Annotated in this window: 23 protein-coding genes; 16 read left to right on the top strand and 7 right to left on the bottom strand. The window is 66.7% G+C overall.

The window, feature by feature from the left end:
- Window positions 1-444: 444 nt before the first annotated feature.
- Entirely contained in the window at window positions 445-1,170 is a 726-nt protein-coding gene (locus tag ACQR13_RS04730; protein WP_316192234.1) for a HugZ family protein, read from the bottom strand.
- A gap of 218 nt (window positions 1,171-1,388) precedes the next feature.
- On the opposite strand from ACQR13_RS04730, the gene ACQR13_RS04725 reads away from it, so the two are divergent.
- The 6 genes from ACQR13_RS04725 (at window position 1,389) to ACQR13_RS04700 (ending at window position 6,122) form a co-directional block, all read left to right on the top strand.
- Window positions 1,389-2,090 (top strand): response regulator transcription factor, encoded by a 702-nt coding sequence (locus ACQR13_RS04725; RefSeq protein WP_006611449.1) that lies wholly within the window; start codon window positions 1,389-1,391, stop codon window positions 2,088-2,090.
- A 222-nt stretch (window positions 2,091-2,312) separates the two neighbouring features.
- Window positions 2,313-4,118 (top strand): sensor histidine kinase, encoded by a 1,806-nt coding sequence (locus ACQR13_RS04720; RefSeq protein ID WP_316174523.1) that lies wholly within the window; start codon window positions 2,313-2,315, stop codon window positions 4,116-4,118.
- Entirely contained in the window at window positions 4,115-4,576 is a 462-nt protein-coding gene (locus ACQR13_RS04715; RefSeq protein WP_316169611.1) for an HPr kinase/phosphorylase, read from the top strand. The genes ACQR13_RS04720 and ACQR13_RS04715 overlap by 4 nt, the downstream gene beginning before the upstream one ends.
- A gap of 195 nt (window positions 4,577-4,771) precedes the next feature.
- Window positions 4,772-5,173, top strand: a complete 402-nt coding sequence (locus ACQR13_RS04710; RefSeq protein WP_006611446.1) for a PTS sugar transporter subunit IIA — start codon at window positions 4,772-4,774, stop codon at window positions 5,171-5,173.
- On the top strand, window positions 5,170-5,499 hold the full coding sequence (locus ACQR13_RS04705) for an HPr family phosphocarrier protein (protein ID WP_315715321.1): 330 nt from the start codon (window positions 5,170-5,172) through the stop codon (window positions 5,497-5,499). The genes ACQR13_RS04710 and ACQR13_RS04705 overlap by 4 nt, the downstream gene beginning before the upstream one ends.
- Window positions 5,500-5,588: 89 nt before the next feature.
- The gene (locus ACQR13_RS04700) at window positions 5,589-6,122 is read left to right on the top strand and encodes a putative immunity protein (protein WP_409998353.1); all 534 of its coding nucleotides are present in this window, start codon (window positions 5,589-5,591) and stop codon (window positions 6,120-6,122) included.
- A gap of 47 nt (window positions 6,123-6,169) precedes the next feature.
- Here ACQR13_RS04700 and ACQR13_RS04695 read toward each other — a convergent pair whose 3' ends face one another.
- Window positions 6,170-7,774, bottom strand: coding sequence for a glycosyltransferase family 39 protein (locus ACQR13_RS04695; protein ID WP_316201565.1), 1,605 nt, complete (start codon window positions 7,772-7,774; stop codon window positions 6,170-6,172).
- Between the two features lie 116 nt (window positions 7,775-7,890).
- Here ACQR13_RS04695 and lepA point away from each other — a divergent pair, with 116 nt between their 5' ends.
- The gene (lepA, locus tag ACQR13_RS04690; protein WP_315715319.1) at window positions 7,891-9,702 is read left to right on the top strand and encodes a translation elongation factor 4; all 1,812 of its coding nucleotides are present in this window, start codon (window positions 7,891-7,893) and stop codon (window positions 9,700-9,702) included.
- Between the two features lie 151 nt (window positions 9,703-9,853).
- The gene (locus ACQR13_RS04685; protein ID WP_315752234.1) at window positions 9,854-11,821 is read left to right on the top strand and encodes a methyl-accepting chemotaxis protein; all 1,968 of its coding nucleotides are present in this window, start codon (window positions 9,854-9,856) and stop codon (window positions 11,819-11,821) included.
- 125 nt (window positions 11,822-11,946) lie between these two features.
- Here the strand turns inward: ACQR13_RS04685 and ACQR13_RS04680 are convergent, their stop codons facing one another.
- Entirely contained in the window at window positions 11,947-12,345 is a 399-nt protein-coding gene (locus ACQR13_RS04680; protein WP_315752235.1) for a rhodanese-like domain-containing protein, read from the bottom strand.
- Between the two features lie 99 nt (window positions 12,346-12,444).
- Between ACQR13_RS04680 and ftrA the strand changes: the two genes are divergently transcribed.
- Window positions 12,445-13,476, top strand: coding sequence for a transcriptional regulator FtrA (gene ftrA, locus ACQR13_RS04675; RefSeq protein ID WP_316193309.1), 1,032 nt, complete (start codon window positions 12,445-12,447; stop codon window positions 13,474-13,476).
- Here the strand turns inward: ftrA and ACQR13_RS04670 are convergent.
- On the bottom strand, window positions 13,450-15,669 hold the full coding sequence (locus ACQR13_RS04670) for a putative bifunctional diguanylate cyclase/phosphodiesterase (RefSeq protein ID WP_434862610.1): 2,220 nt from the start codon (window positions 15,667-15,669) through the stop codon (window positions 13,450-13,452). The genes ftrA and ACQR13_RS04670 overlap by 27 nt on opposite strands.
- 394 nt (window positions 15,670-16,063) lie before the next feature.
- On the opposite strand from ACQR13_RS04670, the gene mepA reads away from it, so the two are divergent.
- Together mepA and ACQR13_RS04660 are read left to right on the top strand one after the other, a co-directional pair.
- Complete coding sequence (gene mepA / locus ACQR13_RS04665; protein WP_315715314.1) at window positions 16,064-17,005, top strand: penicillin-insensitive murein endopeptidase; 942 nt, start codon at window positions 16,064-16,066, stop codon at window positions 17,003-17,005.
- Window positions 17,006-17,178: 173 nt separating this feature from the next.
- Complete coding sequence (locus ACQR13_RS04660) at window positions 17,179-17,697, top strand: hypothetical protein (protein ID WP_315715313.1); 519 nt, start codon at window positions 17,179-17,181, stop codon at window positions 17,695-17,697.
- A 3-nt stretch (window positions 17,698-17,700) separates the two neighbouring features.
- Here ACQR13_RS04660 and ACQR13_RS04655 read toward each other — a convergent pair whose 3' ends face one another.
- Entirely contained in the window at window positions 17,701-19,494 is a 1,794-nt protein-coding gene (locus ACQR13_RS04655) for a potassium/proton antiporter (protein ID WP_315715312.1), read from the bottom strand.
- Window positions 19,495-19,703: 209 nt separating this feature from the next.
- On the opposite strand from ACQR13_RS04655, the gene ACQR13_RS04650 reads away from it, so the two are divergent.
- The 3 genes from ACQR13_RS04650 (at window position 19,704) to ACQR13_RS04640 (ending at window position 22,845) form a co-directional block, all read left to right on the top strand.
- Window positions 19,704-21,023, top strand: a complete 1,320-nt coding sequence (locus ACQR13_RS04650; protein WP_315715311.1) for a mechanosensitive ion channel family protein — start codon at window positions 19,704-19,706, stop codon at window positions 21,021-21,023.
- A gap of 97 nt (window positions 21,024-21,120) precedes the next feature.
- Window positions 21,121-21,945: a type I methionyl aminopeptidase gene (gene map / locus ACQR13_RS04645; RefSeq protein ID WP_315715310.1), complete on the top strand. Its 825-nt coding sequence runs from the start codon at window positions 21,121-21,123 to the stop codon at window positions 21,943-21,945.
- Between the two features lie 96 nt (window positions 21,946-22,041).
- On the top strand, window positions 22,042-22,845 hold the full coding sequence (locus ACQR13_RS04640) for an intradiol ring-cleavage dioxygenase (RefSeq protein ID WP_315752320.1): 804 nt from the start codon (window positions 22,042-22,044) through the stop codon (window positions 22,843-22,845).
- Here the strand turns inward: ACQR13_RS04640 and ACQR13_RS04635 are convergent, their stop codons facing one another.
- Window positions 22,846-24,036: an MFS transporter gene (locus tag ACQR13_RS04635; protein WP_315752240.1), complete on the bottom strand. Its 1,191-nt coding sequence runs from the start codon at window positions 24,034-24,036 to the stop codon at window positions 22,846-22,848. It lies immediately after the preceding gene.
- 209 nt (window positions 24,037-24,245) lie between these two features.
- Window positions 24,246-25,031, bottom strand: coding sequence for a methanethiol S-methyltransferase (gene mddA, locus ACQR13_RS04630; protein ID WP_315752241.1), 786 nt, complete (start codon window positions 25,029-25,031; stop codon window positions 24,246-24,248).
- A gap of 148 nt (window positions 25,032-25,179) precedes the next feature.
- Here mddA and ACQR13_RS04625 point away from each other — a divergent pair, with 148 nt between their 5' ends.
- Window positions 25,180-26,730 carry an alpha/beta fold hydrolase gene (locus ACQR13_RS04625; protein WP_315752242.1) on the top strand — a complete coding sequence of 517 codons (1,551 nt, stop codon included), beginning with the start codon at window positions 25,180-25,182 and terminating at the stop codon, window positions 26,728-26,730.
- Between the two features lie 36 nt (window positions 26,731-26,766).
- Window positions 26,767-26,934, top strand: a complete 168-nt coding sequence (locus ACQR13_RS04620) for a hypothetical protein (RefSeq protein ID WP_315752243.1) — start codon at window positions 26,767-26,769, stop codon at window positions 26,932-26,934.
- Window positions 26,935-26,969: the final 35 nt, after the last annotated feature.

The following is a 26,969-nucleotide window of genomic DNA, read 5'->3' as shown; positions in this document are numbered from 1 at the left end:
AACGCAACAGATATATCAGCGCGGTTGGGTTTCACGAGAACGACGAACGACGCTCAAATCGACGAATTCGCGCGGGCAAGCGAAGACCAAGGCGAAGACCGAGCATCCGGCCAACGCCCGTCGCACCGCCTCGCTGCTACCGATCAAGGGACGCCGCCCGAGCCGACGGAATGCGTCGGTGATCAGCCGTGTCGCCGCCACACCCGATCAGCCAGCTTCCATTCACGATTGCCTCGCGCTTGCGGGATCACTTAATCCGATTCTCCCGGCCGCGACGTCAATGAGCTCACTCGCGCCCACGCCATGGGTTTGCGCGGCGCTCACCTTCTGCTGGACGGGGAGCGTGCACATCGAGCTTCACCGCAACTGCGTTCATGCGTGAACGTCGTCGTCTTTCGTCACGAGAGGATGAGCACAGCCATCAAAGCGGGCTCGAACTACACCTCACTTCGCGCGTGCCTCGTCAGCAAGCCGCACAAGCATCTTGCGCAACGCCCCGGGCGTGGTTACGCGCTCGGGAAACCCGAGCCGTAGCGTCTTGCCGTCGGCCATCAGATCCAATCCTTCCGGGTCACAGCCGCTACACCGCCACTCCGCGGCTTCGGCGCCGAGCAGCTTCGTCGCGTAGAGGGCGAGCGCCTCACGGTGATCTTCGTTCATGTGATCGACAGCGCCCTGCTCTGCCAGAATCAGTTCATCAGCATCGGAGATATCCGTGAGAAACTGCTCGGGCTTGAGATCGACGATGCGGCCGAATCCGGCGACGAGATGCGCGCCTGACGGACGAATCACGAAGAACGAGAAGTCGGCGAAATCCGCATAGTCCGCAGCGGACGGATGCGCATTGAGATACCGACGGCGCATCATCTCGCGATTGTCGTCGGTGGCCTGCTCGGCCTTGCCCGACAGCATGATGCGAGTTCCCTCGAGCGGATCGCCCGGCGCCCGTTCATCGAGCATCAGCGATACGCGCGAATCGGCAAGTACATTCCTGGTGTGTACAGCTAATCGCGAGATCAGGATGATCGGAGCACCATCGGACGCGGTGGCGACGTTGACGAGGGAGCAGTAGGGATCGCCCGTACCAACCATCAAGGTCGCAAGTGCGCCCTGCCGGCTTCGGCGCAGCAGGGATTGCGTCACGCGGTTAGGGTTAAAGCTCGCAGACATCGTCTTTTCCCTCGTCCATCCAGTTGCAATGAAGGCCTTTTTTCGGCTAAACGGGCCACAAACCTGGGCGCGGCACAAGACTTTGCCATGGTATTTGTGGAACTCGGTCACACTTCAGCCCAGCTTGCATTGCTCGTTGACCATGTTCGAAGCCCAAATATGCGGCCCTTATCTTGATTCTCGAAGTCTCGGCGTAACCAGACTCTGAAAGCAGGCTCATGCCCACAATCGCCTTGGTCGATGACGACCGCAACATTCTGACATCCGTCTCCATCGCGCTCGAGGCCGAGGGTTATCGGATCATGACCTATACCGATGGTGCGTCGGCGCTCGACGGTTTTCGGACCAGCCAGCCTGACCTCGCCATCCTCGACATCAAGATGCCGCGCATGGACGGCATGGAGACGTTGCGGCGGCTTCGCCAGAAGTCCGACCTGCCGGTGATCTTCCTCACCTCCAAGGACGAGGAGATCGACGAGCTGTTCGGCCTGAAGATGGGCGCGGACGACTTCATCCGCAAACCGTTCTCGCAGCGCCTGCTGGTGGAGCGCGTCAAGGCCGTGCTGCGCCGCTCGCAGCCGAAGGATCCGACGGCGCTGCCGAAGGAGAACGACGCCAAGGCGCTCGATCGCGGCCTGCTGCGCATGGATCCGGAGCGTCACACCTGCACCTGGAAGAACGAGCCGGTCACGCTGACCGTCACCGAGTTCCTGATCCTGCAGGCGCTGGCGCAGCGTCCGGGCGTGGTCAAGAGCCGCAATGCGCTGATGGACGCGGCCTATGACGACCAGGTCTATGTCGACGACCGCACCATCGACAGCCACATCAAGCGGCTGCGCAAGAAGTTCAAGATGGTCGACGAGGAGTTCGAGATGATCGAGACCCTCTACGGCGTCGGCTATCGCTTCAAGGAAACCTGAAGCCCTGCAGCAAGGGACCTGAAGCATTGCCTTGCGCGACGTCATGCGAAATTGCGCGCTGACGTCGCGGTCTCGATTGGATAGGCTACGCCTCCTGCGCGTTTGTCCGAGCGCAGATGCCGGAACGGGGCCATTGTTGCGGCGAATTCGGGTGCGGCAAGTCGAGTTCTCGCGGGAATTCGCCGCACAACCCCTACGAAATTCGGAATCGGAGCACTCACATTGCTCGATCGCACGCAGCTTGACCCAGCCGTGAATGCCCACGACGCCGCCGCCGCGATCGCGTCCGAGGCGGCGGACGAGACCCCGCACGTCTCCGGCTGGCAGCGTCCGCTGAGCTGGCTGCGCCGCGCCGGACAGTTCCTGTTCGCGCTGTCGTTCTCGAGCCTCACCCGCCGCATCGTCTCGCTGAACATCGCCGGCCTGCTCGCACTGGTTGCAAGCATCTTGTACCTGTCGCAGTTCCGCGCCGGCCTGATCGATGCGCGTGCGCAGAGCCTCCTGGTGCAGGCCGAGATCATCGCCGGCGCCATCGCCGCCTCGGCCACGGTGCAGACCAACACCATCACCATCGATCCCGAGCGCCTGCTCGATCTCAAGCCCGGCGAGAGCTACGGCGCGCCGGACGAATATTCGCCGCTCGACTTCCCGATCAATCCGGAACGCGTCGCGCCGGTGCTGCGCACGCTGATCTCGCCGACCAAGACGCGCGCGCGCATCTATGATCCGAATGGCGGGCTCCTGCTCGACAGCCGCAACCTGGAGAACGTGCTGCGCTTCGACCTGCCACCGCCGTCGAGCGAGAAGCCCGGCTTCGTCGAGCGTGCGCTGATCTCGGTACGCACCTGGCTCAATCGCGGCGACCTGCCGCTGTACCGCGAATATGGCCCCGAGAACGGCAACGGCTACGAGGAAGTCGCCGACGCGCTGAAGGGCCAGAAGCGCAGCATGGTGAGGGTCAATTCGCGCGGCGAAGTGATCGTCTCGGTCGCGGTGTCGGTGCAGCGCTCGCGCACCATCCACGGCGCCCTGATGCTGTCGACGCAGGGCGACGACATCGACCAGATGGTCACCGCCGAGCGTCTTGCCATTCTGAAGGTCGGCGGCGTCGCCTCCGCCGTCATGATCGTGCTGTCGCTGCTGCTCGCCAGCACCATCGCCGGTCCGGTGCGCCGGCTCGCCGACAGTGCCGAGCGGGTCCGCCGCCGCATCAAGACCCGCGTCGAGATCCCCGACTTCACCCGCCGCCGCGACGAGATCGGCCATCTCTCCGGGGCGCTGCGCGACATGACGGACGCGCTCTACAACCGCATCGAGGCGATCGAGATGTTCGCCGCCGATGTTGCCCACGAGCTCAAGAACCCGCTGACCTCGCTGCGCTCGGCGGTCGAGACGCTGCCGCTGGCGCGCAACGACAACAGCCGTGCCCGCCTGCTCGCCGTGATCGAGCACGACGTGAAGCGGCTCGACCGGCTGATCTCCGACATTTCCGACGCCAGCCGGCTCGATGCCGAGCTGCAGCGCCAGGACATGACCCTGGTCGATCTGCGCCGGCTGCTGAACACGCTGACCTCGGTCGCCAACGAGACCAAGCTCGGCACCGACGTCACCGTCGAGGTCCGCTTCGAGGGCCGCGGCGCCAACGACACCTTCTCGGTGCCCGGGCATGATTCGCGGCTCGGCCAGGTGATCTCCAACCTTCTGTCGAACGCGCAATCGTTCTCCGCGGCCGGCGGCAAGGTCCGCATCACCTGCCGGCGCGTGCGCTCGGAGATCGAGATCACCGTCGATGATGACGGCCCCGGCATTCGCGAGGACGCCCTGCAGCGCATCTTTGAGCGGTTCTATACCGACCGGCCGCACCAGGGCTTTGGCCAGAATTCCGGGCTGGGCCTGTCGATCTCCAAGCAGATCATCGACGCCCATGGCGGGCGGATCTGGGCCGAGAACCGGCCCGGCCCTGTTGACGCCGACGGACATCCGACCTCGGCCGGGGCTCGCTTCGTCGTCCGGCTGCCGGCGTCGTGACGAACGAAACGGCGAGCATCCATGCGTCTGCCGTCCAGGTTGGGGAGCAGGCCGTCCTGATCCGGGGCCCCTCCGGTTCCGGTAAATCCCGACTCGCCTTCGATCTGATCCTCGCCGGACGCGCGGGACAGCTGCCGCCAACGGTTCTGGTGGGCGACGACCGTGTTCATCTCGCCACACGCGGCGGGGAAATGTGGGTGAGCCCCGCGCCCGCTCTGGCCGGGCTGATCGAGATCCGCGGCCTTGGAATCCGCGCCTGCGACCATGTGTCGGAGGCGAAACTTGGGCTTGTGGTTGACCTGATGGCCGAGGACGCTGCCCGCCTGCCGAACGCCGAATCGCTTCGGATTCATCTCAACGGTATCGAATTGCCACGGATACCTGTCGGCCCGGGTTTCTCACCCCTCCCGCTGGTTGTAGCGGAACTAATTACCACTCAAGCTTTCATGTTCCGGTAATCTTTCGGCCGATTGTGTGGGGCAAATTGGTAACCATATCAGCCCCACTATCGCGACCGAGTAGACCGCCGCCCCCTCCCATTCTGTATGCCAGAATCCGGGAGACTCGCGAATATGCCCTCTTGCGCGAGGGCTCCGGATGGTCAAAGTGGCGCGTTCGTGCGGTGCACCCAAGGCGCCCGCGAGGAGTATCCGATGATTGGCCTGGTACTGGTGACCCATGGGCGCCTCGCCGACGAGTTCAGGGCGGCGCTGGAACACGTCATGGGTCCTCAAAAACAAATCGAAGCGGTCACGATTGGCGCCGACGATGATTCCGATCTCTGTCGCAGCGACATCATCGAAGCCGTGAACCGCGTCGACACCGGCGACGGTGTCGCCATTCTCACCGACATGTTCGGCGGCACGCCGTCGAACCTCGCCATCTCCTGCATGAGCCGGCCCAAGGTCGAGGTGCTCGCGGGCATCAACCTGCCCATGCTGGTGAAGCTCGCCAAGGTGCGCGAGGAGCGCTCGCTGCCCGACGCCATCGCGATGGCGCAGGAGGCGGGACGCAAATACGTCACCATCGCCAGCCGGGTGCTCGCCGGCAAATGAGCGACGAGGATGCTCAGCAGGACAACGTCGCCGGCCCGGCTGTCCCTGCCGGAGCCATCTCGCGAGAGCTGCTGATCACCAACAAGCGCGGCCTGCATGCGCGGGCCTCGGCGAAATTCGTGCAGATGGTCGAGAAGTTCCAGGCCGAGGTCTGGGTGACGCGCGGCGGCGAGACCGTCGGCGGCCGCTCGATCATGGGCCTGATGATGCTGGCGGCGGCGCCGGGAACCAAGATCCTGGTCTCCGCCACCGGGCCCGAGGCGGAGGCCGCGCTGCAGGCGATCACCGACCTGGTGAACGACAAGTTCCACGAAGAAGGCGTGTAAGGGCCTCCCGAAACGCGTTTCGCCATGCCGCAATGGGGCATTCTACCCGATTTGCGCCTATCCTCGCATAGCGACGCGGTAAGGATGGCATGTCCAGTAGCACTATTCGGCTGAGCGAGGCAGACCTGCGAGCCGTGGCTGAATACGCGGCCCTCTCTGCACATCCGGCGCTGGCGATCTTCGAACGCGACCGACCGGATGATCTTCGTGCACGAGCCGCAATACAGGCCGCCCGAAGCTTTGCGAGCGGCGGGAGTCGGAGCAAATCCCTACGGGATAGCGCGTGGGCGGCGCAGCGGGCGGCAATCGAAGCCCGCGATGAAGGGTTGCGCGCGGCCTATGAGGCCGCTCGCGCCGCCCTTGCCGCGGCGGGCGCGGGCTTCCTTCATCCCCTCGCGAACCCTTCCCAGGTCAAGCACATCCTCGGAGCTGCCGGCCACGCGGCGCGAGCTTTCGAAATCTCGGCCGGAGACGTTCCCGCCGTCGGCGCTGACTACCTCGCGCGATCACGGCTCCTTGCTTCTCGAGAGGTCGTGGACGTCCTCAGGCGTTATCCTGGTCCGCCGCCCGGAGGAGGCCGGGTCGGAGAGCTGATCCGCCAGCTCGATTCCCTGCTCCGGTGATCGGGAGGCCTCGCGCGCAGGAGCGCTTGGCCGGGACGACCGCGGAGCTATCCCCCCGATGCCTGAATATACACCTTCCAAACGATTGCAGGGCCCGCCTGGCCGTGGAAGAAGCGCTGCGTGGTCATAACCAGCGGCTCGGCTGTCGGGGCCTCCTTGGCCATCCAGGCATCGCAGGCCGCGATCCGGTTGTCGGTGGTGTCGCAGATGCCGATGAACCCCTCGCGCTTGAGGTCCTCCAGCGCGCTCAGGCCGGAACTCCAGGTCTCCTCGGGCGTGGTGGGCACCGTGAACGGCCTTGGGTGGTCCGGGCTGTAGAAGGTCATCGGCGTGTTCATCTCGGCAAAGCCGGCCACCAGCGGCCAGGGCGAGCCGAATCGGGCATGCCAGGCCTTGGTCAGCTCCCGCGCCAGCTCCGAACGGGCGCCATAGCCGGTGGCGCCGTTCGGATTGGCGGCCATCTCGCGCCGGGCAATCCAGGGCGAGGCGATCAGCGTGAGCAGCGACAGCACGAGCCAGACGGCGGCGAGCCGCGGCAGCATGACCGATCGCAGCCGCAGCGCGGGAATTGCGACCAGTGCCAGCGGCACCAGGAAGAACAGCGAGATGCCCCAATCGGTCTTCATGTAGATCGTGAAGGCGAGGCCGCCGAGCGGCGGCCCGACGGCAACGATCGCCTGCACCAGCCAAACATTGATCGCCTGGCTTACATTCACGCCGGGATTGGGACCGCCGCGCCAGTTGCGGAAGGCGAATCGCGGCGGCCAGGCCATCACCAGCGCCGCCAGCGCCACCGGCAAAGCCAGCAGCGCAAGATTGTGGCCGACATAGCCGAGCACGAGCTCGGCGGCGCGGCCGCGGTCCGACAGCGTATAGACATCCCCGGCATAGGTGATGGCGACGAAATCGACCCGCCACAGCCACACCAGATGCGGGATCATCGCCACCAGCATGGTGACGATCGCGACCCACGGCGCGGGCGACGCCAGAAAGCGCAACCGTTCCGGGTGCAGCAGCGCCGCAAGGCCGATGGCGCCGATCATGGTCAGCACCCAGTATTTGGTCATCAGCGCCGCCGCGCCGGCGAGGCCGAGCCACAGGCCGGAGGCGGCGCTGCGCTTTTCGAACGCGTTGAGATAGGCCAGCACCAGCAGCGGCAGGGTCAGCAGCTGGACCAGGTCGGCGTTGTACTTGAAGCCCTTGAAATTGAAGATCGGGTACAGCGCGACCATCACCACGACGAAGAAGGCGCGGCGGCGGTCGACCACCTTGAGGCTCGCGAGCCAGACGATGACGAGACCGCTGCCGTTCACGGCCATCGCCAGCGCATAGGTCGCCCAGTCCTTGACCGGAAACACCGCGAACCACAGCCCCGCGATCCAGCCCGACAGCGGCGGATGCTTGCCGTAGCCGAGCAGGAAGCGGCTGCCCCAGGCATAGGCCTCGGCGACGTCCATATGGACGTCCTGCGCCGCCTTCAGATTGGTCAGGATCGCCGTCCACAGCACGGCATGGACGACCGCGAAGGTGACGACGACCCAGAGCGACGTTGCCGGCGCCGTGGCGCGCGCCACCAGCCAGGCGGAGATTCGCCGCGGTCCGAGACGGCCGCGCATGCGCGCCGCGAGAGGCGGAAGAGAGGTACTCGACATCCGCCCTCGGTAGCCTGTTTTGGCGGCGCGGGGAATCAGCTTGCCGTGAAGAAAGCCCCTGGAAATTCAGCAATATGGTTGCTGGTGAGGGGCTTGGGGTGCTATCTGCGCGACCCATGACGACCGCCCCCATTCCCAACATCCGCAACTTCTCCATCGTCGCCCATATCGACCATGGAAAGTCCACTTTGGCCGACCGCCTGATCCAGATGACGGGCGGGCTGTCGGACCGCGAGATGGCGGGCAAGGAGCAGGTGCTCGATTCGATGGACATCGAGCGCGAGCGCGGCATCACCATCAAGGCGCAGACCGTGCGCCTGCGTTACCATGCCAAGGACGGCAAGGATTACATCTTCAACCTGATGGACACGCCCGGCCACGTCGACTTCGCCTACGAAGTCTCCCGGTCGCTGGCGGCCTGCGAGGGCTCGCTGCTGGTGGTCGACGCCAGCCAGGGCGTCGAGGCGCAGACGCTCGCCAACGTCTATCAGGCGCTCGACAACAATCACGAGATCGTCCCGGTCCTCAACAAGATCGACCTGCCGGCGGCCGAGCCCGAGAAGATCAAGCAGCAGATCGAGGACGTGATCGGTATCGACGCCTCCGACGCGGTGATGATCTCCGCCAAGACCGGCCTTGGCATTCCCGACGTGCTGGAGGCGATCGTCACCCGCCTGCCGCCGCCCAAGGGCGACCGCGAGGCGACCCTGAAGGCGCTGCTGGTCGACAGCTGGTACGACGTCTATCTCGGCGTCGTCGTGCTGGTGCGCATCGTCGACGGCGTGATGAAGAAGGGCCAGCGCGTCCGGATGATGGGCACCGGGGCCGCCTATGACGTCGAGCGCGTCGGCTTCTTCACGCCGAAGATGACGCAGGTCGACGAGCTCGGGCCCGGCGAGATCGGCTTCATCACCGCCGCGATCAAGGAGGTGGCCGACACCCGCGTCGGCGACACCATCACCGACGACCGCAAGCCGGTCTCGGAGATGCTGCCGGGCTTCAAGCCGGCCATCCCGGTCGTGTTCTGCGGCCTGTTCCCGGTCGATGCCGATGATTTCGAAACATTGCGCGCCGCAATGGGCAAGCTCCGGCTCAACGACGCCAGCTTCTCGTTCGAGATGGAAACCTCGGCCGCGCTCGGCTTCGGCTTCCGCTGCGGCTTCCTCGGCCTCTTGCATCTGGAGATCATCCAGGAGCGTCTCTCCCGCGAGTTCGATCTCAACCTCATCGCGACCGCGCCGAGCGTCATCTACAAGATGAAGCTGACCGACGGCGAGGAGATCGAGATCCACAACCCGGTCGACATGCCCGACGTGGTCAAGATCGCCGAGATCCAGGAGCCCTGGATCGAGGCGACGATCCTGACGCCGGACGAATATCTCGGCAGCGTGCTCAAGCTCTGCCAGGACCGCCGCGGCAATCAGAAGGAGCTGACTTACGTCGGCAGCCGCGCGATGGTCAAATACGACCTGCCGCTCAACGAGGTGGTGTTCGACTTCTACGACCGGCTGAAATCGGTCTCCAAGGGCTACGCCTCGTTCGACTATCATTTGACCGACTACAAGCCGGCCGATCTCGTCAAGATGCAGATCCTCGTCAACAACGAGCCGGTCGATGCGCTGTCGATGCTGGTGCACCGGACCCGCGCCGAAGGCCGGGGACGCGCCATGGTCGAGAAGATGAAGGACCTGATTCCGCCGCACATGTTCCAGATCCCGATCCAGGCGGCGATCGGCGGCAAGGTGATCGCGCGCGAGACCGTGCGCGCGCTGCGCAAGGACGTCACCGCGAAGTGCTACGGCGGCGACATCACCCGCAAGCGCAAGCTTCTGGAGAAGCAGAAGGAAGGCAAGAAGAAGATGCGGCAGTTCGGCAAGGTCGACATCCCGCAGGAAGCCTTCATCGCCGCCCTCAAGGTGGATAGCTGAGGCGCGGGCCCGCCCCCTTCTCTGGTTTCATCAGCACGATAGGCTGAAGAAAATCCGGATTCCAAAGCGGAACCAGCGCTCCCGTGCAACTACGGTATCTGTTCCTTAATGGTATCCTGAGACCCTTGCTGCAAAGCAAGGAATGCCCCGAATGTCCCGCCTCCGGTCGATCTCCGCCCGCCTGATCATCGCGCTCTCGCTGACCGTCGCCATCGCCTGTGCCGTGCTCGGCACCTTCTCCGTCATCCAGCAGCGCGCTCTGACCCGACTGGCGCTGGAGCAGCAACTCAAGCTGCAGTTCGACAGCGTGTCGGCCGGCATCGACTATGAAGGCCGCGCCGCGCTGGCGGTCAGCTCCACCCTGGCGGCGCTGCCCCCGATCGCCGACGCCTACCTCAAGGGCGACCGCGACGCGCTTGGCGCCCTGCTCGGCGGCGCCATGACGTCGCTGAAGGCGCAGGGCATTCCGCTGGTGAACGTATGGGCGCCGCCGGCCACCAATTTCTATCGCGTGCATGAGCCCAAGGTGTTCGGCGACGACACCTCGAAGCGCCGCATCACCGTGGTGCAGGCCAACCAGACCGGCCGCCTGATCGCCGGCGTCGAGCAGAGCCGGCTGTCGCTCGGCATCTTCGGCATGACCCCGATCGTGCGCGACGGCAAGGTGATCGCGACCGTCGACGTCGGCGCCGCCTTCGGCAAGGAATTCGTCGAGCGCGCCAAGCAGCGCTTCGGCATCGATCTCGCCGTCTACTGGATCAACGACGGCCAGCCGAAGCGGCTGTCCTCGACGTTCGGCGACGAGACCGTCGCCACCCCGGACGAGGTGCTCGCGGTGTTCAAGGGCACGGCGCTGCTGCGCGATGCCACCCTGGCCGGCAAGCCCGCCGCGGTCTATGCCGGGCAGATCAGGAACTACGCCGGCGACCCGATCGCCGTGCTGGAGCTGATCAAGGACACAACCGCCTATGAGGCCGCCGCCGCCAGCGCGCAGCAGCAGCTGATCATCGGCACGGTCGTAATCCTGCTGCTCGCCGTCATCGTCGCGCTGTTCGTCGCCCGCGGCATCTCGCGCCCGCTGGTCGCCATCACCGCCGTCATGCACCGGCTGTCGAGCGGCGACACCGAGGTCGCGATCCCCGGCGGCCAGCGCAAGGACGAGCTCGGCACGATGGCGCAGGCGGTCGACGTGTTCCGCCGCAACATGATCGAGACGGCCAGCCTGCGCGAGGCGCAGGAGGCGACGCAACACCGCGCCGAGCAGGAGAAGCAGGCGCTGCAGCGGCAGATGGCCGACCGGTTCGAGGCCGACGTCAAGGGCGTGGTGTCCTCGGTTGCCAAGGCCACGGCGGACATGGAGCGCGTCGTCCACGAGATCACGGTCAGCGTCAACGGCACCTCGCAGCGCGCAGCGGCCGCCGCTGCTGCGTCCGAGGAAGCCTCGAGCGGCGTGTCGACCGTCGCTGCGGCCTCCGAGGAGCTCGCCTCCTCGGTGACCGAGATCGGCCGCCAGGTCGCGCATTCCAGCAAGGTGGCCGATGCCGCGGTCGTCAAGGCGCGCCAGACCACCGAGATGGTCGGCAGCCTCGCCGCAGCCGCCGAGAGGATCGGCGACGTGTTGCGCCTGATCGACGCGATCGCGAGCCAGACCAACCTGCTGGCGCTCAACGCGACCATCGAGGCGGCGCGTGCCGGCGAGGCGGGCCGCGGCTTCGCGGTCGTGGCAGCCGAGGTCAAGGAGCTGGCCGGACAGACCGCCAAGGCGACGGAGGAGATCGCCGGCCAGGTCACCTCGATCCAGGCCGCGACGTCCGACTGCGTGACCGCCATCGGCGGCATCAGCACAACGATCCAGGAGATCAGCGGCATTGCCGCGACCATCGCCGCCGCCGTCGAGCAGCAAGACTCGGCGACGCGCGAGATCGCGCGCAGCGTCCAGCAGGCGGCGTCCGGGACCAACGAGGTGTCGCAGAACGTCGTCGGCGCCAGTGACGCCGCCGAGCAGTCACGCGAGCTCGCCGACCACGTCATGGTCGCCACGCGCGACCTCGGCAAGCGGGCGAACGACCTGTTCAAGAGCGTCGACACCTTCCTCGCCGGCCTGCGCAAGGCGGCGTAGCGGGCGACTTTCGCCATCCCGCCCTCTTGGCTCGCAGCCTTCCAAGGCGGCGAGCTCCAAAATCGGTGTCGTCCCCGCATTCGCGGGGACGACGCTGGTGATGAGGTAACAGCCGGGCCTCCGCTTCAATCGCCGGTCGCGAGTGCAAAGCCCTCGTCGAGCCAGCCGGTGATGCCGCCGATCATCATCTTCACGGGCCGTCCCAGCCGCGCAAGCCGGATCGCGGCGCGGTTGGCGCCGTTGCAGTGCGGGCCGGCGCAGTAGACCACGAACAGCCTGTCCTTCGCGTACTCGGCCATCCGCTCCGCGGTCATGGTCCGGTGCGGGATGTTGATGGCGCCGGTGATGTGCCCCTTGGCAAACGAGGCCGGGCCCCTGACATCCACCAGGATGAAGTCCGGAGCTGCTGCATGCAGACTCTCGTGCACGTCCCAGCAATCGGTCTCGAATGAGAGCATCGCCTCGAAATGGGCGAGCGCCTGGGCTGACGGGGCTGCGGGCACCTCGGTGACATGGGTCGTCATCGTCTCTCTCCTGCGACGTTGCGTGAGCTCCTCCAATCTCGCGCGCTACGCGGGGCGACCCAAGTGACGGATCGGACAAAGTTCGGTAAGTTTCCGCCAATGCCCCGCGCCGCAACCCATGCTCCACACCCGAATCCGGGATTGGTCGCCGTCATCACCTATGACGGGCTGTGCACGTTCGAGTTCGGCATCGCGGTCGAAGTCTTCGGGCTGCCGCGGCCGGAGTTCGACTTCCCTTGGTACCGGTTCACGGTGGTCTCTGCCGAAGCGCGGCGTGCCCGCGCGACCGGCGGCATCGTGGTCGAGGCCGGCGCGCCCCTGTCACGCCTGAAGCAAGCCAGCACGATCATCGTTCCAGGATGGCGCGATCGCACCGAGCGGCCGCCCCAGCGCCTGCTGCGCGCCATCGCGCAGGCGGCCGCGCGCGGCGCGCGGTGCTTGTCGATCTGCTCCGGCGTGTTCGTTCTGGCCGCCGCTGGCCTGCTCGACGGCAGGCGCGCCACCACGCATTGGCGGCACATTCCCGACCTGAAGCGGCTCTATCCGAATATTCGCGTCGAAGAGGACACGCTCTATGTCGACGAGGGCAATGTCATCACCTCGGCCGGCAGCGCTGCGGGCATCGACGCCTGCCTGCATCTGGTCCGGCGCGATTTCGGCAGCAAGGTTGCGAACAGCGTTGCCCGGCGGCTGGTGATGCCGCCGCACCGGGACGGCGGGCAGGCGCAATACGTCGTCGCACCGGTCCAGGCCCGCCCGGGACGGACGATCGGCGCCGTCATGGATTGGGCACGGGGGCGACTGGCGCAGCCGATTGCGGTCAGCGCGATGGCAAAACGCGCCGGGATGAGCGAGCGGACCTTGCTGCGGTCGTTCCAGGACAGCACGGGCGCGAGCCCTACGGCCTGGCTGCAGCAGGAGCGCATGACGCGGGCGCGGGAGCTGCTGGAGAATGCGACGCTCTCCCTGGCGGACATCTCGGCGCAGTGCGGCTACCGGTCGCTCGAAACGTTTCGCGTCGCTTTCCGGCGCATCGTCGGAACGTCGCCCGCGGCCTATCGGCGGCGCTTCGAGGCGCGTCCAACAGCGGCCAACGTCGCTCGCTCAAGCCACCAGCGCGTTGCCGGGTGAGGTGCCGTCCATGGCATCCCGCTGCGCCTGCAAGAGCCGGACGATGTCGACATTGGGCCGGGGCCGGCTGAACAGATAGCCCTGCCCTTCATGGCAGCCCTCGGCGCGCAGACAGCGCAGCTCCGCCTCGGTCTCGACGCCCTCGGCCGTGATGATGACGCCGAGCCCCTTGCCCAGGCTGACGATCGAGCGGACGATCGCCTGCGCCTCGCGATTGGCCGCGAGACCGCGGATGAAGGACTGATCGACCTTGATCTTGTCGAACGGAAAGCTGCGCAGATAGCTCAGGCTGGAATAGCCAGTGCCGAAATCGTCCATCGAGATGCGCACGCCCAGCGCGCGCAGCGCATGCAGGGTGGCCAGCACCTGGCCGCTCTTCTCCAGCACCAGCGTCTCGGTGATCTCGAGCTCGAGTCGGCTCGGCGGCAGGCCCGACTGCTTCAGCACGTCCATCACCAGCGACAGCACGTTGCCGACGCGGAACTGCAGCGGCGACATGTTCACGGCGACACGGACGTCGTCCGGCCATTTCGCGGCGTCGTTGCAGGCGTGCCGCAACATCGCGCGGCCGAGCGCCGAGATCAGGCCGGTCTCCTCGGCGACCGGGATGAACTCCGACGGCGGGATCATGCCGCGCTCTGGATGCGGCCAGCGCGCCAGCGCCTCGAAACCGGTGATGCGTCCGGTCGAGAGGTCGATCAGCGGCTGATAATGCGGCTGCAGCACGTCGCGCTGGATGGCCTCGCGCAGCTCGGATTCGATCTTGCGCCGGCTCTGCGCCCGCGCATCCATGCCGGATTCGAAATAGCTGAAGGAGCCGCGCGTCTCGTTCTTCGCGCGCGACAGCGCCATGTCGGCATTCTTGAGCAGCTTCTCGGCGTCGTCGCCATCGTTCGGCGCCATGGCGATGCCGATCGTAGCGCCGATCGTCACCGAGCTGCCGTCGATGAGATAGGGATCGGCGATCGCCTCCAGCAGCCGGCGGCAGAGCTGGGCCGCATCCTCCGGCCGCGCCTGCCCGCCCTGCACCACCGCGAACTCGTCGGAGTTCAGTCGCGCGACGATGTCCTCCTGACGCAGGACCGAGCGCAGCCGCTTGCCGACCCCGCGCAACAGCCGGTCGCCGACCGCGTGGCCGAGGGTATCGTTGATCGACTTGAAACTATCGAGGCCGAGCACCAGCACGGCGATCTTCTCGGAGCCGCGCCGCATCTGGGTGAGCTTGTCATCGATCTTCTGGCGCAGCAGGTTGCGGCTCGGCAGGCCGGTCAGTGCGTCGTGCTGGGCCAGGAAGGCGAGCCGCGCCTCGGCGCGCTTGCGTTCGGTGATGTCCATCAGCGCCAGCAGCACCGCGGGCTGGGCGTTGTGGACGAGATGGCGCGAATAGATCGCGAGATCGATCAGGGCGCCATCGGCGCGGACATGCTTCCAGGTGCGCGCCGCCTGCTCCTCGCTGGACTGCTCGCCTGCCCAGGGCGGCTCGCTATCATAGGCCTGCAGGCTGCGGATGCTGAGCCGCTCGAAGGCGTCCCGGCTGTAGCCGTAATGCTGGGCCGCCGCTTCGTTGACGCCGAGCACGCGCCCGTCATCCGTCGCGCAGACGATCATCGGCACCGGATTGCCGTCGAACAGCAGGCGGAACGACTCCTCGCGCTGCTTCAATTCGGTGATGTCGACGCGCAGGCCAACGATGCCGCCATCGCCGGTCAGACGCTCCTCGATCAGGATGGTACGGCCGTCCGACAGCTTCTGCTCATGGCGACCGCTCGGATGAAACAGCTTTTCGAGCCGCTCGGCGATCCACTCCTCCTCGCGGCCCGCGGCTTCCGGATAGTCGCCGCGGGCAACGCCGATCCGGATCGTATCCTGCAGCCGGGCGCCGGATTCGAACAGGTCCGAGCTGCGGTTGTAGATTTCGGCGTATTTCTTGTTCCAGAGAATGTAGCGGCCGTCGGCGTCGAGGAACACGATCCCCTCGGGAAGAATGTCGATCGCTTCGATGAGCCGATCATGCGCCTTCTTCGCCTCAGCCATCGCCACTTCGGCGCACTTGCCGCCGATCTCATCGACGGGGGCGAGCTTGCGCAAATTGTGCCAACGCAATCTCGGGCTTGGCTTGACCGGGTGAACTGCATCGCGGGCGCTTGGCACGCGATTGCGCTTTTTTGCCGTGGGTGGCCGAACGGGCCGCATCGCGTGCCTCACTCTCCTTCTCGAACGGCAGTTTTCGGCCACGTTTCTGAAAAAATGGTATCTTGATGCAGGGCGCGACAGCCACTGGTTACGGGAACAGGTGGATGCACTCGCGCATTTGGAGAGTTGAGACTTGCGCGGAGGATCAACCAAGGGCTGCTGTACAACCAGCGATAAGTGACGTCGGTTGCCACGGGCCAGAAAAGACCCGCATACCGTGCAATGGCCCTGCGCTTATTGTTCATTTACCGAACGAACTCACGCAATTGAGCCGTGTTCAGCCGGTTCCGCCAATCCGGCAGCAGGGTTAGAGCCAGGTTAAAACGGCCCGAATGACCCGCTGTTGACGTAGAATTGGGCAACTCGGCCGGTCGGCAGACGCTACACTGGCGCCATGCATGTCCGCCTGATTCTGGTCGCCATCATCAGTTCGGCCGTCATTGCCGTGGCGGCCCCGGCCCATGCCCAGGACAAGGGCAGCGTCGAGCCAAAGGCCCTGCCGCCATTGGCGCATCCGGACGATCCGAATACGCCGGCCAAGGAGCTGTTCGCCCGGAGGATCCTGCCGTCGGCGCAACCGACCAGGGTGATCGGCACCTATAACCGCGGCTGCATCGCCGGAGCCGAGCGAATGCCGGTCAACGGCGAGGGCTGGCAGGTGATGCGGCTGTCGCGCAACCGCAATTTCGGCCATCCCAACCTGATCGCGCTGCTGAAGCGGCTGGCGACCCGCGCGCACAAGGATGCCGGCTGGCCCGGCATCCTGGTCGGCGACATCGGCCAGCCGCGCGGCGGACCAGCGCTGTCCGGCCATGCCAGCCATCAAATCGGGCTCGACGCCGACATCTGGCTGACGCCGATGCCTGACCACAGGCTGTCGCGCAACGAGCGCGAGGAGATGTCGGCGGTCATGATGGTTCGGCCTGATCGCCTCGATGTCGATCCGCGGGTGTTCACGAAGGGCCACGTCGCCGTGATCCGCGCCGCGGCCCAGGAGCCGTCGGTGCAGCGCATCTTCGTCAACGCCGCGATCAAGAAGGCGCTGTGCCGGGACGCGAGGGGGGACCGTAGCTGGCTCACCAAGGTGCGGCCGTGGTGGGGCCACGACTATCACTTCCACATCCGCATGGTGTGCCCGCCGGGCAATCCGGACTGCCACGGCCAGACCAACCAGGAGGGCGGCGATGGCTGCGGCGACCTCGACTATTGGTTCTCGGATGCGGTGCTGCATCCGCTGCCGCCGAAAGAGCCCCCTAAGCCGCCGCAACCGCTGACGATGGCGCAACTGCCGCCTGGCTGCCGAGCGGTGCTGCATGCGCCGGACGCCAAGAATTGATTCGGCCGACGCTGCCGTGATTGGGAGTCGCAGCGGCGGGACGATTGCCATAGGATGATATTGCTCGCGCCGTCAGCGCGGCGATCGAAGGGGATGACGGTCCCTCCACCTCCTGTTATCGCGGTATCAAGATGCCGCGCGCCGCTGCGCGGCGTAACAGTCGCGAGTCCGTCATGATCCTGATCCGTCCCGCCACGACCGCCTTCCTCGTTACGGTGGCCGCGAACTCGGCTGCGGTTGCCGCCGAACCGAGCGGCTGCGACAAGTTCAAATGGGACATCGCGCGCGAGCACGCCGCGCTGACCGCAGCCGACCGCGAGAAGCTCGTATCTGGCGCCGAGATGGCCGTTATTCCCGCGACCGGGATTGTGCTGGAGCTGCGTCCGACGGCTGACGCCAAGCTGGCGATGCCGCCGGAGCGCGCGCCCAGGGACGGCAGCTTCGCCGGCCTCACGCGGATCGCCGGAGCGCCCAAGGCCGGCGTCTACACCATCAGCCTGTCGGCCGCGGCCTGGATCGACGTGGTGCAGGACGGCAAGATCCTCAAGCCGGCCGGCTTCAGCGGCGCCACCGATTGCGACGGCATTCGCAAGACCATGAAGTACGAGCTGGGATCAAAGCCTTTCGTGCTGCAGGTCAGCGGCGCGCCGGAGAATGCGATCTCGATCGCCGTCCTGCCGGCGGCAGAATGACGCTCACACCCCTGCGACCGACGACCAGACACTGGCCAGCTTGCGCTTCATCCGCTCCTTGCGCGTCAGCACCGGCACATCCTCCTCGTCCTCCGGCAGACGCAGTCCGACCACGTTGACGCGGCCGCCGGAGATCGAGCGGGCGACAAGCACGATGGTGTCGAGCGCCACGGTCGCGCCTTCCTTCGGCGCGTTGTCGAGATGGATGTCGAAATAGTCGGCGAGCGTCAGCTTGTCCTCGCCCTCGCCGAGCTTGACGCCGTAGATGCCGGCGACCTCGTCGAGCGTATGCTCGGCCGAGACCATGAAGTCGCCGAGCAGATGCGGGTCGGGCGCGGCCGACGGCGGCATGTCGACGAAGAAGCGGTCGAGCGACTCGGCCTTTTCCGGCGGCGCCAGCAGATAGAGATAGTCCCCCGGCGCGATCGGCTCGGCCTCGGGCGGCGACAGAATCTGCTCGTTACGGATCACCAGGGTCGGCTTCGACCAGGACGGGATCAGGCCGCGGCGGAAGTACAGGCTCTTGGAGCGGATCGAATAGCCGACCAGCTGCTGCTCGAGCTGGCCGGGCAGATCGAGCTCGATGCGGCGCGGGCCCCGATCCGTGCGCGGCAGCGCCACGTGCAGCTTGCGCGCGGCCACGCCGAGCGTCCAGCCCTGCGCCAGCAGCGAGATGATCACGACCACGAACGCGACGTCGAAATAGAGATAGGCGCTGGACAGGCCGACCAGCAGCGGGATCGAGGCGAGGAAGATCGCGACCGCGCCGCGCAGGCCGGTCCAGGCGATGAACGCCTTCTCCCGCCAGTTGAAGCGGAACGGATAGAGGCAGACAAACACCGCAACGGGTCGCGCCACCAGCATCAGCATCAGCGCAACAGCAATCGCCGGCAGGAGGCTGTCGAGCAGCCGCTGCGGCGACACCAGCAGCCCGAGCAGCACGAACATCACGATCTGGGCGAGCCACGTCGCGGCGTCGAGGAAGGTGACGACAGAGTTGTGCGCGCGGGTCGGCCGGTTGCCGACGATGAGGCCGGCGAGATAGACCGCGAGGAAGCCGGAGCCGTGGGCGATCTGCGCCATGCCGAAGATCACCAGCGCGGCCGTGGTCACGAACGGCGCGTGGAGGCCCTGCGGCAGCGCGACCTTGTTGAGGCCGATGACGACGAGGCGGCCGCCGACGATGCCGAACAGCGTGCCGAGCACCGCCTCGCGGATCAGCTCGAACACGAAATGTCCGAACGACCCGTGACCGACCGAGATCAGCTCGACCAGCATCAGGGTGAGGAACACCGCGAACGGATCATTGCTGCCGGACTCCGCCTCCAGCGTGGCACCGACACGCGGGCGCAGCCGCAGGCCCTGGGCGTGGACCAGCAGGAACACGGCCGCCGCATCCGTCGAGGCGATGACGGCGCCGACCAGCATCGCCTCGGTCCAGCCGAGGTCGAGGGCATATTTCGCCACGGGCGCGGTGATGAAGGCGGTCATCAGCACACCGACGGTCGCAAGCACCATCGAGGGCGCCAGCACGGTGCGGATGCTCTGGAAGCGCGTACGCAGACCGCCGTCGAACAGGATCAGCGCCAGCGCGACGGAGCCCACCAGATAGGTGGTACGGACGTCCTGAAATTCGATATGACCAGGGCCGGAATCGCCCGCCAGCATGCCGATCACCAGGAACACCAGCAGCAGCGGTGCGCCGAAGCGCAACGCCAGCAGGCTCGACAGGATGCCGGCCATCACGAGGACCGCACCGAGGAGGATCGCAATGCTGACGGCGTCGAGGGATGACATGAAAAAACGTTGATGGATCCGAGTTTTACATCCTTATCGTCGCCACACTTGCACGCCAACCGGATTTGCTCTTATCGCGGCGATATGCCCATTTTTCCATCCTTGCCCGCGTTCGGGGTATATTTCGCGGCAATCGCCTGTGACGAAAACGAACTAAATTCCGCTGATCCGGCCAACCCGCGCCACTGTTCCCCTCCGAGACCCCGCTGATGGACCTCGACCTGAAAGACGTTCTCGACTTCCTGCAGACCGTTGGCCGCTCGATCGGCGCCGAGGTCACCTCGCCGTGGTTCTATCTTCAACTCGGACTGGTGCTGAGCGGCGCCGGCATCGCCTTTGCGGCGAGCGCCGCCGTGCGTGCGCGCATCGACCTGACTTCGCTGGCGATGGGCTGGCCTGGCCCGCTGCGGCAGCTGCTACGGGTGCTGCTGGAGAGCGTCACCACGGTCGTGTTCGTGATCCTGATGCGGATCGCCCGCACCGGCATGTTGCTGTGGACCTGGCCGAGCCGCAGCTACCTGCTCGCCGTCGCGCTCAAGCTGGCGCTCGCCTGGCTCGTGATCCGGCTGATCACCTCGGTGATCCGCAGCACCTTCATCGTGCAGATCGTGTCGATCTCGGCCTGGCTGGTGGCCGCGCTCAGCATCATCGGCCAGCTCGACAACGTCGTCGACGCGCTCGATTCCATCTCTGTCGTGCTCGGCGGCCTCAGGCTGACGCCGCTGCTGGTGATCAAGCTCGGCGTGCTGCTGCTCGCGGTGCTGTGGCTGACCAACATCGCCAGCAATTTCGTCGAGAGCCGCATCACGCGCTCGACGGACCTGACGCCGTCGATCCAGGTGCTCCTGATCAAGATGGTCCGCATGGGCCTGATGATCCTCGGCGTCGCGATTGCGATCAGCGCCGTCGGCATCAACCTGTCGGCGCTCGCGATCTTCTCCGGCGCCGCCGGTGTCGGTATCGGCCTCGGCCTGCAGCGCATCGTCGCCAATTTCGTCGCGGGCATCATCCTGCTGGCCGACAAATCGGTGAAGCCGGGCGATCTCGTCACCATCGGCGACAGCTCGGGACGCATCAGCGCGATGAACACGCGCTACATCTCGGTCGCCGCCGGCGACGGCCGCGAGTTCCTGATCCCGAACGAGGACCTCGTCACCCAGAAGGTGACCAACTGGACCTACACCGACAAGAACACGCTGGTGAAGGTCAATTTCGGCACCAACTACGACGCCGATCCCCGGGTCGTCTGCAAGCTCGCCACCGAGATCGCGGCCGAGACGCCGCGCACCTTGAAATCGAAGGCGCCGAACTGCCTGCTGACCGAGTTCACCGAGGCCGGCATGAAGTTCTCGCTGACCACATGGATCGCCGACCCCAGCTACATGGACAGCGTCAAGAGCGAGGTGATGCTGGCGCTGTGGGAGGCCTTCAAGCGCGAGGGCATCAGGGTGCCGTATCCGGTGCGAGAGCTTCGCGTTCGCGGAGGTGCGCTGCCGGTGGAGACCACGCTGGAGGTGCCGACCGGCTAGGCGGCAGATCCGGCCGTGCACACCCGGCTTGCACCGGCCGGCACGATCATTAAATTAGGCGATCACCCTGCGACACCCCTGAGAACGAAACAGGCCCATGAACTATATCGAAGCGACCGACACCGCTGCGCGCAAGAACGGCCAGATCAAGCTGCACGGCCCGAGCGGCTTTGCCGGCATGCGCAAGGCCGGCGCGCTGGTGTCGAAGTGCCTCGATGCGCTCACCGACATCGTCAAGCCGGGCGTGCCGACCTCGCGGATCGACGATTTCGTCCGGGACTTCGCCTTCAGCCACGGCGCCTATCCGGCGACGCTGATGTATCGCGGCTATCGCTACTCGACCTGCACGTCGATCAACCACGTGGTCTGCCACGGCATGCCGAACGACCGGCCGCTGAAGGAAGGCGACATCATCAATGTCGACGTCACCTTCATCGTCGACGGCTGGTACGGCGATTCCAGCCGCATGTATGCGATCGGCCCGATCGCGCGCAAGGCCGAGCGGCTGATCGAGGTCACCTACGAATCGATGATGCGCGGCATCGCCGCGGTGAAGCCCGGCGCCACCACCGGCGACATCGGCCACGCAATCCAGAGCTTCGTCGAGCCGCAGGGCATGAGCGTGGTGCGCGACTTCTGCGGCCATGGTCTCGGCCGGCTGTTCCATGACGAGCCGAACATCATCCATGTCGGCCGTCCCGGCGAGGGCGTGCTGCTCAAGCCCGGCATGTTCTTCACCATCGAGCCGATGATCAATCTCGGCAAGCCGCATGTGAAGATCCTGTCCGACGGCTGGACCGCAGTGACGCGGGACCGCTCGCTGTCGGCGCAGTTCGAGCATTCGGTCGGCGTCACCGCCGACGGCGTCGAGATCTTCACGCTCTCGGAGCGCCATGGAGAGAAGCCGCTGACGCAGGTGTGAGCGGGCTCCTGGCCGAATGGCCGCCGGGCGTCCGATTGTTGCCATGCCCGGCTGATCGACTGCCGCTTCCGTCGCATGCGACTGCGGGAGGCTGCTCTGACCAACGCAACACGCCGTGGCGTTCTCGGCCTGCTCTCGGCGGGCGCAGCGCTGCTGACGCCGCCGGCGCGCGCAGCGTCGGAGACAGCTCCCGCATCGGCGAATGCCGACGACGCCTGCATCCTGACGCCGCAGTCGGAATCCGGTCCCTATTATCTCGATCCCAAGCTGGTGCGCGCCGAGATCGCCGAGGACCGGCCGGGCGTGCCGCTCAGGCTGCGCCTTCGCGTCATCGAGGCCGGCTCCTGCGCGCCACTCCCCGGCGCGCGCGTCGACATCTGGCACTGCGATGCCCGCGGCATCTATTCGGGCTATCCCGGCCAGAGCGACACTCACAAGCTCGACCAGAGCGGAAAGACGTTCCTGCGCGGCACGCAGATGGCCGACGCCGCCGGCTGGGCCGGCTTCAGGACCATCTATCCCGGCTGGTATGCCGGCCGCGCCACCCACATCCACTTCAGGGTGTTTGTCGACGAGGCCACGGTGCTGACCGGACAAACCTTCTTTCCCGAGGCGCTGAACGAGTTCATCTACACCAACGTGCCCGACTACACGGGACGGCCGAAGCAACGGCTCGTCATCAATGCCAACGACCGCGTCGCGACCGAGGCCGATCCCGAACACCGCGCGCATTGCGCGGTGAAGGAGGAGCGCGATCACTATCTGGCGACCCTCACGTTGGCCGTAAGCCGTAACCCGGCCGCCGCCGTCGAGATGCCCACTGGCAAGTTGCCGCCCGCACCCTGGATCAAGGACCGGCTGGCGGCGCTGGTGCCCGGGCTCAAGCGCAGCCCGTTCTGATCATTTCGGCTCGGTGAACTGATAGGCCAGCGCCGCGAGCGGCAGCGCCGTGCCGAGCGCGGCGGCGGCCGTCCAGCCGCCATGCGCATATGCCCAGGCACCGAGGCCGGAACCCGCCGCCCCGGCGACGAAGAAGGTGGTCATATAGAGCCCGTTCAGCCGGCTGCGCTGGCCGGCGCCGAGCACGAACAGCACGCGATAGCCGAGGATGAGGCTGAGCTGCGCGCCGCAATCGATGGCGATGGCGGCGATCACCAGCGTGGCCAGCGACCCGTTCGTTCCGAGTGGAACCGAAAGCGTCAACGCGAAGCCGATCGCGCACATCAGCATCGATGCGACCGTCGCCGGTCGCGTCCAGCCGCGATCGGCGATGCGGCCGGCGACCGGCGCCATGATCGCCCCGGCGACGCCGGCCAGCGCGAAGAGGGCGATGCCGGTCTGCGACATCCGGAAATCGGACCCGGCCAGCAGCAGCGGGGACGTGGTCCAGAACACGCTGAAGCCGCCGAACAGCGCGGCCTGGTAGAGCGCGCGGCGGCGCAGCGCCGGCGTGTCGCGATAGAGCTCGACCATCGAGCCGAGCAGCTGGCCGTAGCTCAGCCGCGCCTGCGGCTCACGCGGCGGCAGGGCGAGGCGCAACACCCCGGCCAGGATCACCATGGCGAGCGCCGAGGCCGCATAGATCACGTGCCAGGAGGCATGCGCCGCGACGAAGCTCGCGAGCGGCCGTGCCAGCATGATGCCGAGCATCAGGCCGGTGGTGACGTTGCCGACGGCGCGGCCGCGGATCGCCTCCGGCGCCATGTGCCCGGCATAGGGGATCAGGATCTGCACCGCGACCGAGCCGAAGCCGATCAGCAGCGCCGAGAGCAGGAATGTCGACGGGCTCGTCGCCAGGGCCGCACAACCGAGCGCGGCCGCGCCGACGATGATGGTCATGATGACGAGCTTGCGGTTCTCGATGAGATCGCCGAGCGGCACCACGAACAAGAGACCTGCGCCGTATCCGATCTGGCTCATCGTCACCAGCAGTCCCGCGAGCTGCGGCCGCAGCCCAAGCTCGGCGCTGATCGGCCCAATCAGCGGCTGCGCGTAATAGATGTTGGCGACGATCAGCCCGCAGGAAAAGGCCAATAACAGCGTGATCCAGGCCGACAGCGAGTCGCCGGAATCGGACGTGATGGTGGTCAACGCGGATCTCTCTCGGACTGAACAGGCAGGCCATAGGGCCTTATGAGAACGGAGGCTGTCGAGCTGTGATTTTGCATCGCAGCATTCAAGCCCGACATAGGTGCTGAGGTCCCCGCACCAATTCACGTCTGCGTGGGCGCGGCACCGGGCAAGCCGTGATCAAAAGCGAGCGTGCCCGACGAGCCCTGCGGACGTCGAGCCGGCGCCGGCTACTGCGCGCCGCGCGCCTCCGCCTCCGTCTCCGTCTCGGCGGTCCGCCGGCCGCCGATCAGTCGCGGCAGCAGCATCGGCACCCGCCGGCGGTAGCGCTGGTAGGTGTCGCCGAACTGGGCGATCAGATCGCGCTCCTCGAGCTGCAGCCCGACCAGGATGTAGGCCGTGCTGAGGGCGGCGAACAGCAGGTGGCCGACCGACATCTCCGGCGTGGCCCAGAAGGCGAGCAGGAAGCCCAGCATCAGCGGGTGGCGCACCAGCCGATACAGCAGCGGCGTTCTGAAAGGCTGCGCCGTCCCGGCGCTGCCGCGGAGGGCGAGCACGGCCTGGCGGAGGCCGAACAGATCGAAATGATCGATCATGTAGGTCGAGGAGAGCGCGATCAGCCAGCCGAGCCAATGCACGCCGGTCAGCACGCCCGCTGCGACACCCTCGACGTGCCAGACCGGATTCGGGATCGGACGCCATTGCCAGAACAGCAGCAGCAGGATCAGGCTGGACAGCAGCACATAGGTGCTGCGCTCGGCCGCCGCCGGAATGATGCGCGTCAACGCGCGCTTGAACGCCGGCCGCGCCATCACGCTGTGCTGGATCGCGAACAGCGCCAGCAGCAGCGCGTCGACGACGACGGCCTCGGTCACGGCGCTGGACACGCCCACATCGATCGACTTGGCCGTGAGATAGTTGTAATTGCCGACGAAACCGACCGCCCACACGAACGACCCAAGAAAGACGGCATAGCTCGCGACGGCGTAGAGCATGATGAGGAGACGCCCGGACATGAAGGTTTCCTTGTTGCTGCGAGGACGGCGTGGCCGTGATCGAGACGCCAGATCCTGGGATCGGTCGCGTCTCGCGCGAGCCTGAGCCCTTACCAATCGACCGTCCCCCGAGCGTCCCCCGAACGCAGCCACCCAGGTCGCACCCCCGATGGTTCAGTTCCGCGTCCGGACATTAGGCTTTCCCGAGCTGCATCGCGACGGCCAGCCGTGCCCGCTGGCGCTGCGCAAGGGCCTCGCTCTGCTGGTCTATCTGGCGGAGGCCAAAGGCCCTGTCGCGCGGGACGTCCTGGCGACGATGCTCTGGCCGGAGTGTTCCGAGGAGGTCGCGCGGGCGCGGCTGCGCCGCCTGCTGCACCGGCTCCAGCTCACACTCGGCGACGGCTGCCTCACCATCGATCGCGCGACGATTCGGTGGGCGGAAGCGGTCGAGCTGGAGGTCGAATCCCGGCTGTTCGAGGCGGCGTGCGACCGCGGCGAATTCGAGCTGGCCTGCCGCCTCTATTCCAGTGACTTCCTGGACGGCTTCGCGCCCGGCGACTGTCCGCAGTTCGAGGAATGGGCGTTCTTCCGGCGTGAAGCCTTGCGCGGCCGGGCGGTCCAGGCGCTGGAGCGCGTGGTGCGGGATCGCAGCGCGGCCGGCGACCATGCCGCGGCGGCGGTCCACGCCGGACGCCTCGTCGCGTTCGACCCGCTCAGCGAGGTCTATGGCCGCGCCCTGATCCGCAGCCTGATGCTGGCCGGCGACCGCGCCGCCGCCCAGCGCCATCTCGACGCCCTGACGCAGCGCCTGCGCGACGAGCTCGGCGTCGCCCCCGAAACCGACACGCTGGCGCTGCTGGCGCAGGGCGTTGCGGCGCAAGGCGACAGCGCACCGCCGACGCGCTATGTCCTGGGCGACGGCGTTCATCTCGCCTATCAGACCTACGGCACAGGTCCGCAGGACATTCTGCTGCTGCCCGGCTTCGTCTCGCATGTCGAGCGGATCTGGGAGGAGCCGCACTGCCGGGCCTTGCTGTCCGCGCTCGCCAGAATCGGCCGCCTGATCCTGTTCGATCGCCGCGGCATCGGGCTCTCCGACCGGGTCGGTTTCAGCCCCAGCGTGGAGGCGACGGCGCGCGACATCGCGACCGTGCTCGACGCCGCCGGCAGCCGGCGCACGGTGCTGCTCGGCGCCTCCGAGGGCGGACCGGCCTGCATCACCTTCGCGGCCGACCATCCCGAACGAGTCGCCGGGCTGATCCTGTTCGCCTCGCTCGCCAAGGGCAGCGCCGCGCCCGGCTATCCGCATGCGCTGCAGGCCAGCCAGTACGGCATCTGGCTGCGGCAGCTGGTGGCCGAATGGGGCGGCCCCGCCGGCATCGAAACATTCGCACCGAGTCTGGCTGGCGATCCCCAGGCGCGCGCCTGGTGGGCCGGACTGCTTCGCGCGGCATCCAGCCCCGGCGCCATCAAGGGCCTGCTCGAAGCCTTCAGGGATACGGACGTCCGCCACCTGCTCGCCCGGGTCGCTGCACCGACCCTGGTGCTGCACCGTCGCCACGATCGCGCCGTGCTCGTCGGGGCCGGGCGGCATCTCGCCAGCCATATCCGTCACGCGCGCTTCGTCGAGCTCGACGGCGCCGACCATTGGATGTTCGCCGGCGACCAGAGGCCGGCCCTCGCCAGCATCGACGCCTTCATCGGCAGTCTGCAGCCATAAGCAGGATCGCCCGACGGACGAGAAGGACGTCGTCCGGTGCTGCTCACGCTCGTGATCCTGTTCGGCCTCGGGTGGGTGCTGTTCTGGCTCGGCTATGCCAGCGGCGGCGCGGGCCGCGCCTTCGGCTTTGCGCTCACCTTCTACCCCACCGCGTTTTCTCTCATCGTCGGCCTCGCCATCGTGCTGACCGGACGCGCGGCCTAGCAAGGCGCGCCCTGCGGGGCGCGAGCACTTCGAGG

This window comes from Bradyrhizobium sp. HKCCYLRH3059 (assembly GCF_051168035.1).
In the GTDB taxonomy this organism is placed as follows: Bacteria; Pseudomonadota; Alphaproteobacteria; order Rhizobiales; family Xanthobacteraceae; genus Bradyrhizobium.
The sequence above is the reverse complement of the archived record's forward strand: the minus strand, read 5'-3'. Positions and strand labels throughout refer to the sequence as shown.

Bases quoted from the DNA above. Each gene is read 5' to 3' on its own strand.
- ACQR13_RS04650 (WP_315715311.1), top strand. From the start codon at position 19,704: ATGGACCTCGACCTGAAAGACGTTCTCGACTTCCTGCAGACCGTTGGC.
- lepA (WP_315715319.1), top strand. From the start codon at position 7,891: ATGACGACCGCCCCCATTCCCAACATCCGCAACTTCTCCATCGTCGCC.
- ACQR13_RS04695 (WP_316201565.1), bottom strand. From the start codon at position 7,774: ATGTCGAGTACCTCTCTTCCGCCTCTCGCGGCGCGCATGCGCGGCCGT.
- ACQR13_RS04670 (WP_434862610.1), bottom strand. From the start codon at position 15,669: ATGCGGCCCGTTCGGCCACCCACGGCAAAAAAGCGCAATCGCGTGCCA.
- mepA (WP_315715314.1), top strand. From the start codon at position 16,064: ATGCATGTCCGCCTGATTCTGGTCGCCATCATCAGTTCGGCCGTCATT.
- ftrA (WP_316193309.1), top strand. From the start codon at position 12,445: ATGCCCCGCGCCGCAACCCATGCTCCACACCCGAATCCGGGATTGGTC.
- ACQR13_RS04700 (WP_409998353.1), top strand. From the start codon at position 5,589: ATGTCCAGTAGCACTATTCGGCTGAGCGAGGCAGACCTGCGAGCCGTG.
- ACQR13_RS04730 (WP_316192234.1), bottom strand. From the start codon at position 1,170: ATGTCTGCGAGCTTTAACCCTAACCGCGTGACGCAATCCCTGCTGCGC.
- ACQR13_RS04625 (WP_315752242.1), top strand. From the start codon at position 25,180: ATGGTTCAGTTCCGCGTCCGGACATTAGGCTTTCCCGAGCTGCATCGC.
- ACQR13_RS04685 (WP_315752234.1), top strand. From the start codon at position 9,854: ATGTCCCGCCTCCGGTCGATCTCCGCCCGCCTGATCATCGCGCTCTCG.
- map (WP_315715310.1), top strand. From the start codon at position 21,121: ATGAACTATATCGAAGCGACCGACACCGCTGCGCGCAAGAACGGCCAG.
- ACQR13_RS04660 (WP_315715313.1), top strand. From the start codon at position 17,179: ATGATCCTGATCCGTCCCGCCACGACCGCCTTCCTCGTTACGGTGGCC.
- ACQR13_RS04725 (WP_006611449.1), top strand. From the start codon at position 1,389: ATGCCCACAATCGCCTTGGTCGATGACGACCGCAACATTCTGACATCC.
- mddA (WP_315752241.1), bottom strand. From the start codon at position 25,031: ATGTCCGGGCGTCTCCTCATCATGCTCTACGCCGTCGCGAGCTATGCC.
- ACQR13_RS04705 (WP_315715321.1), top strand. From the start codon at position 5,170: ATGAGCGACGAGGATGCTCAGCAGGACAACGTCGCCGGCCCGGCTGTC.
- ACQR13_RS04655 (WP_315715312.1), bottom strand. From the start codon at position 19,494: ATGTCATCCCTCGACGCCGTCAGCATTGCGATCCTCCTCGGTGCGGTC.
- ACQR13_RS04710 (WP_006611446.1), top strand. From the start codon at position 4,772: ATGATTGGCCTGGTACTGGTGACCCATGGGCGCCTCGCCGACGAGTTC.
- ACQR13_RS04680 (WP_315752235.1), bottom strand. From the start codon at position 12,345: ATGACGACCCATGTCACCGAGGTGCCCGCAGCCCCGTCAGCCCAGGCG.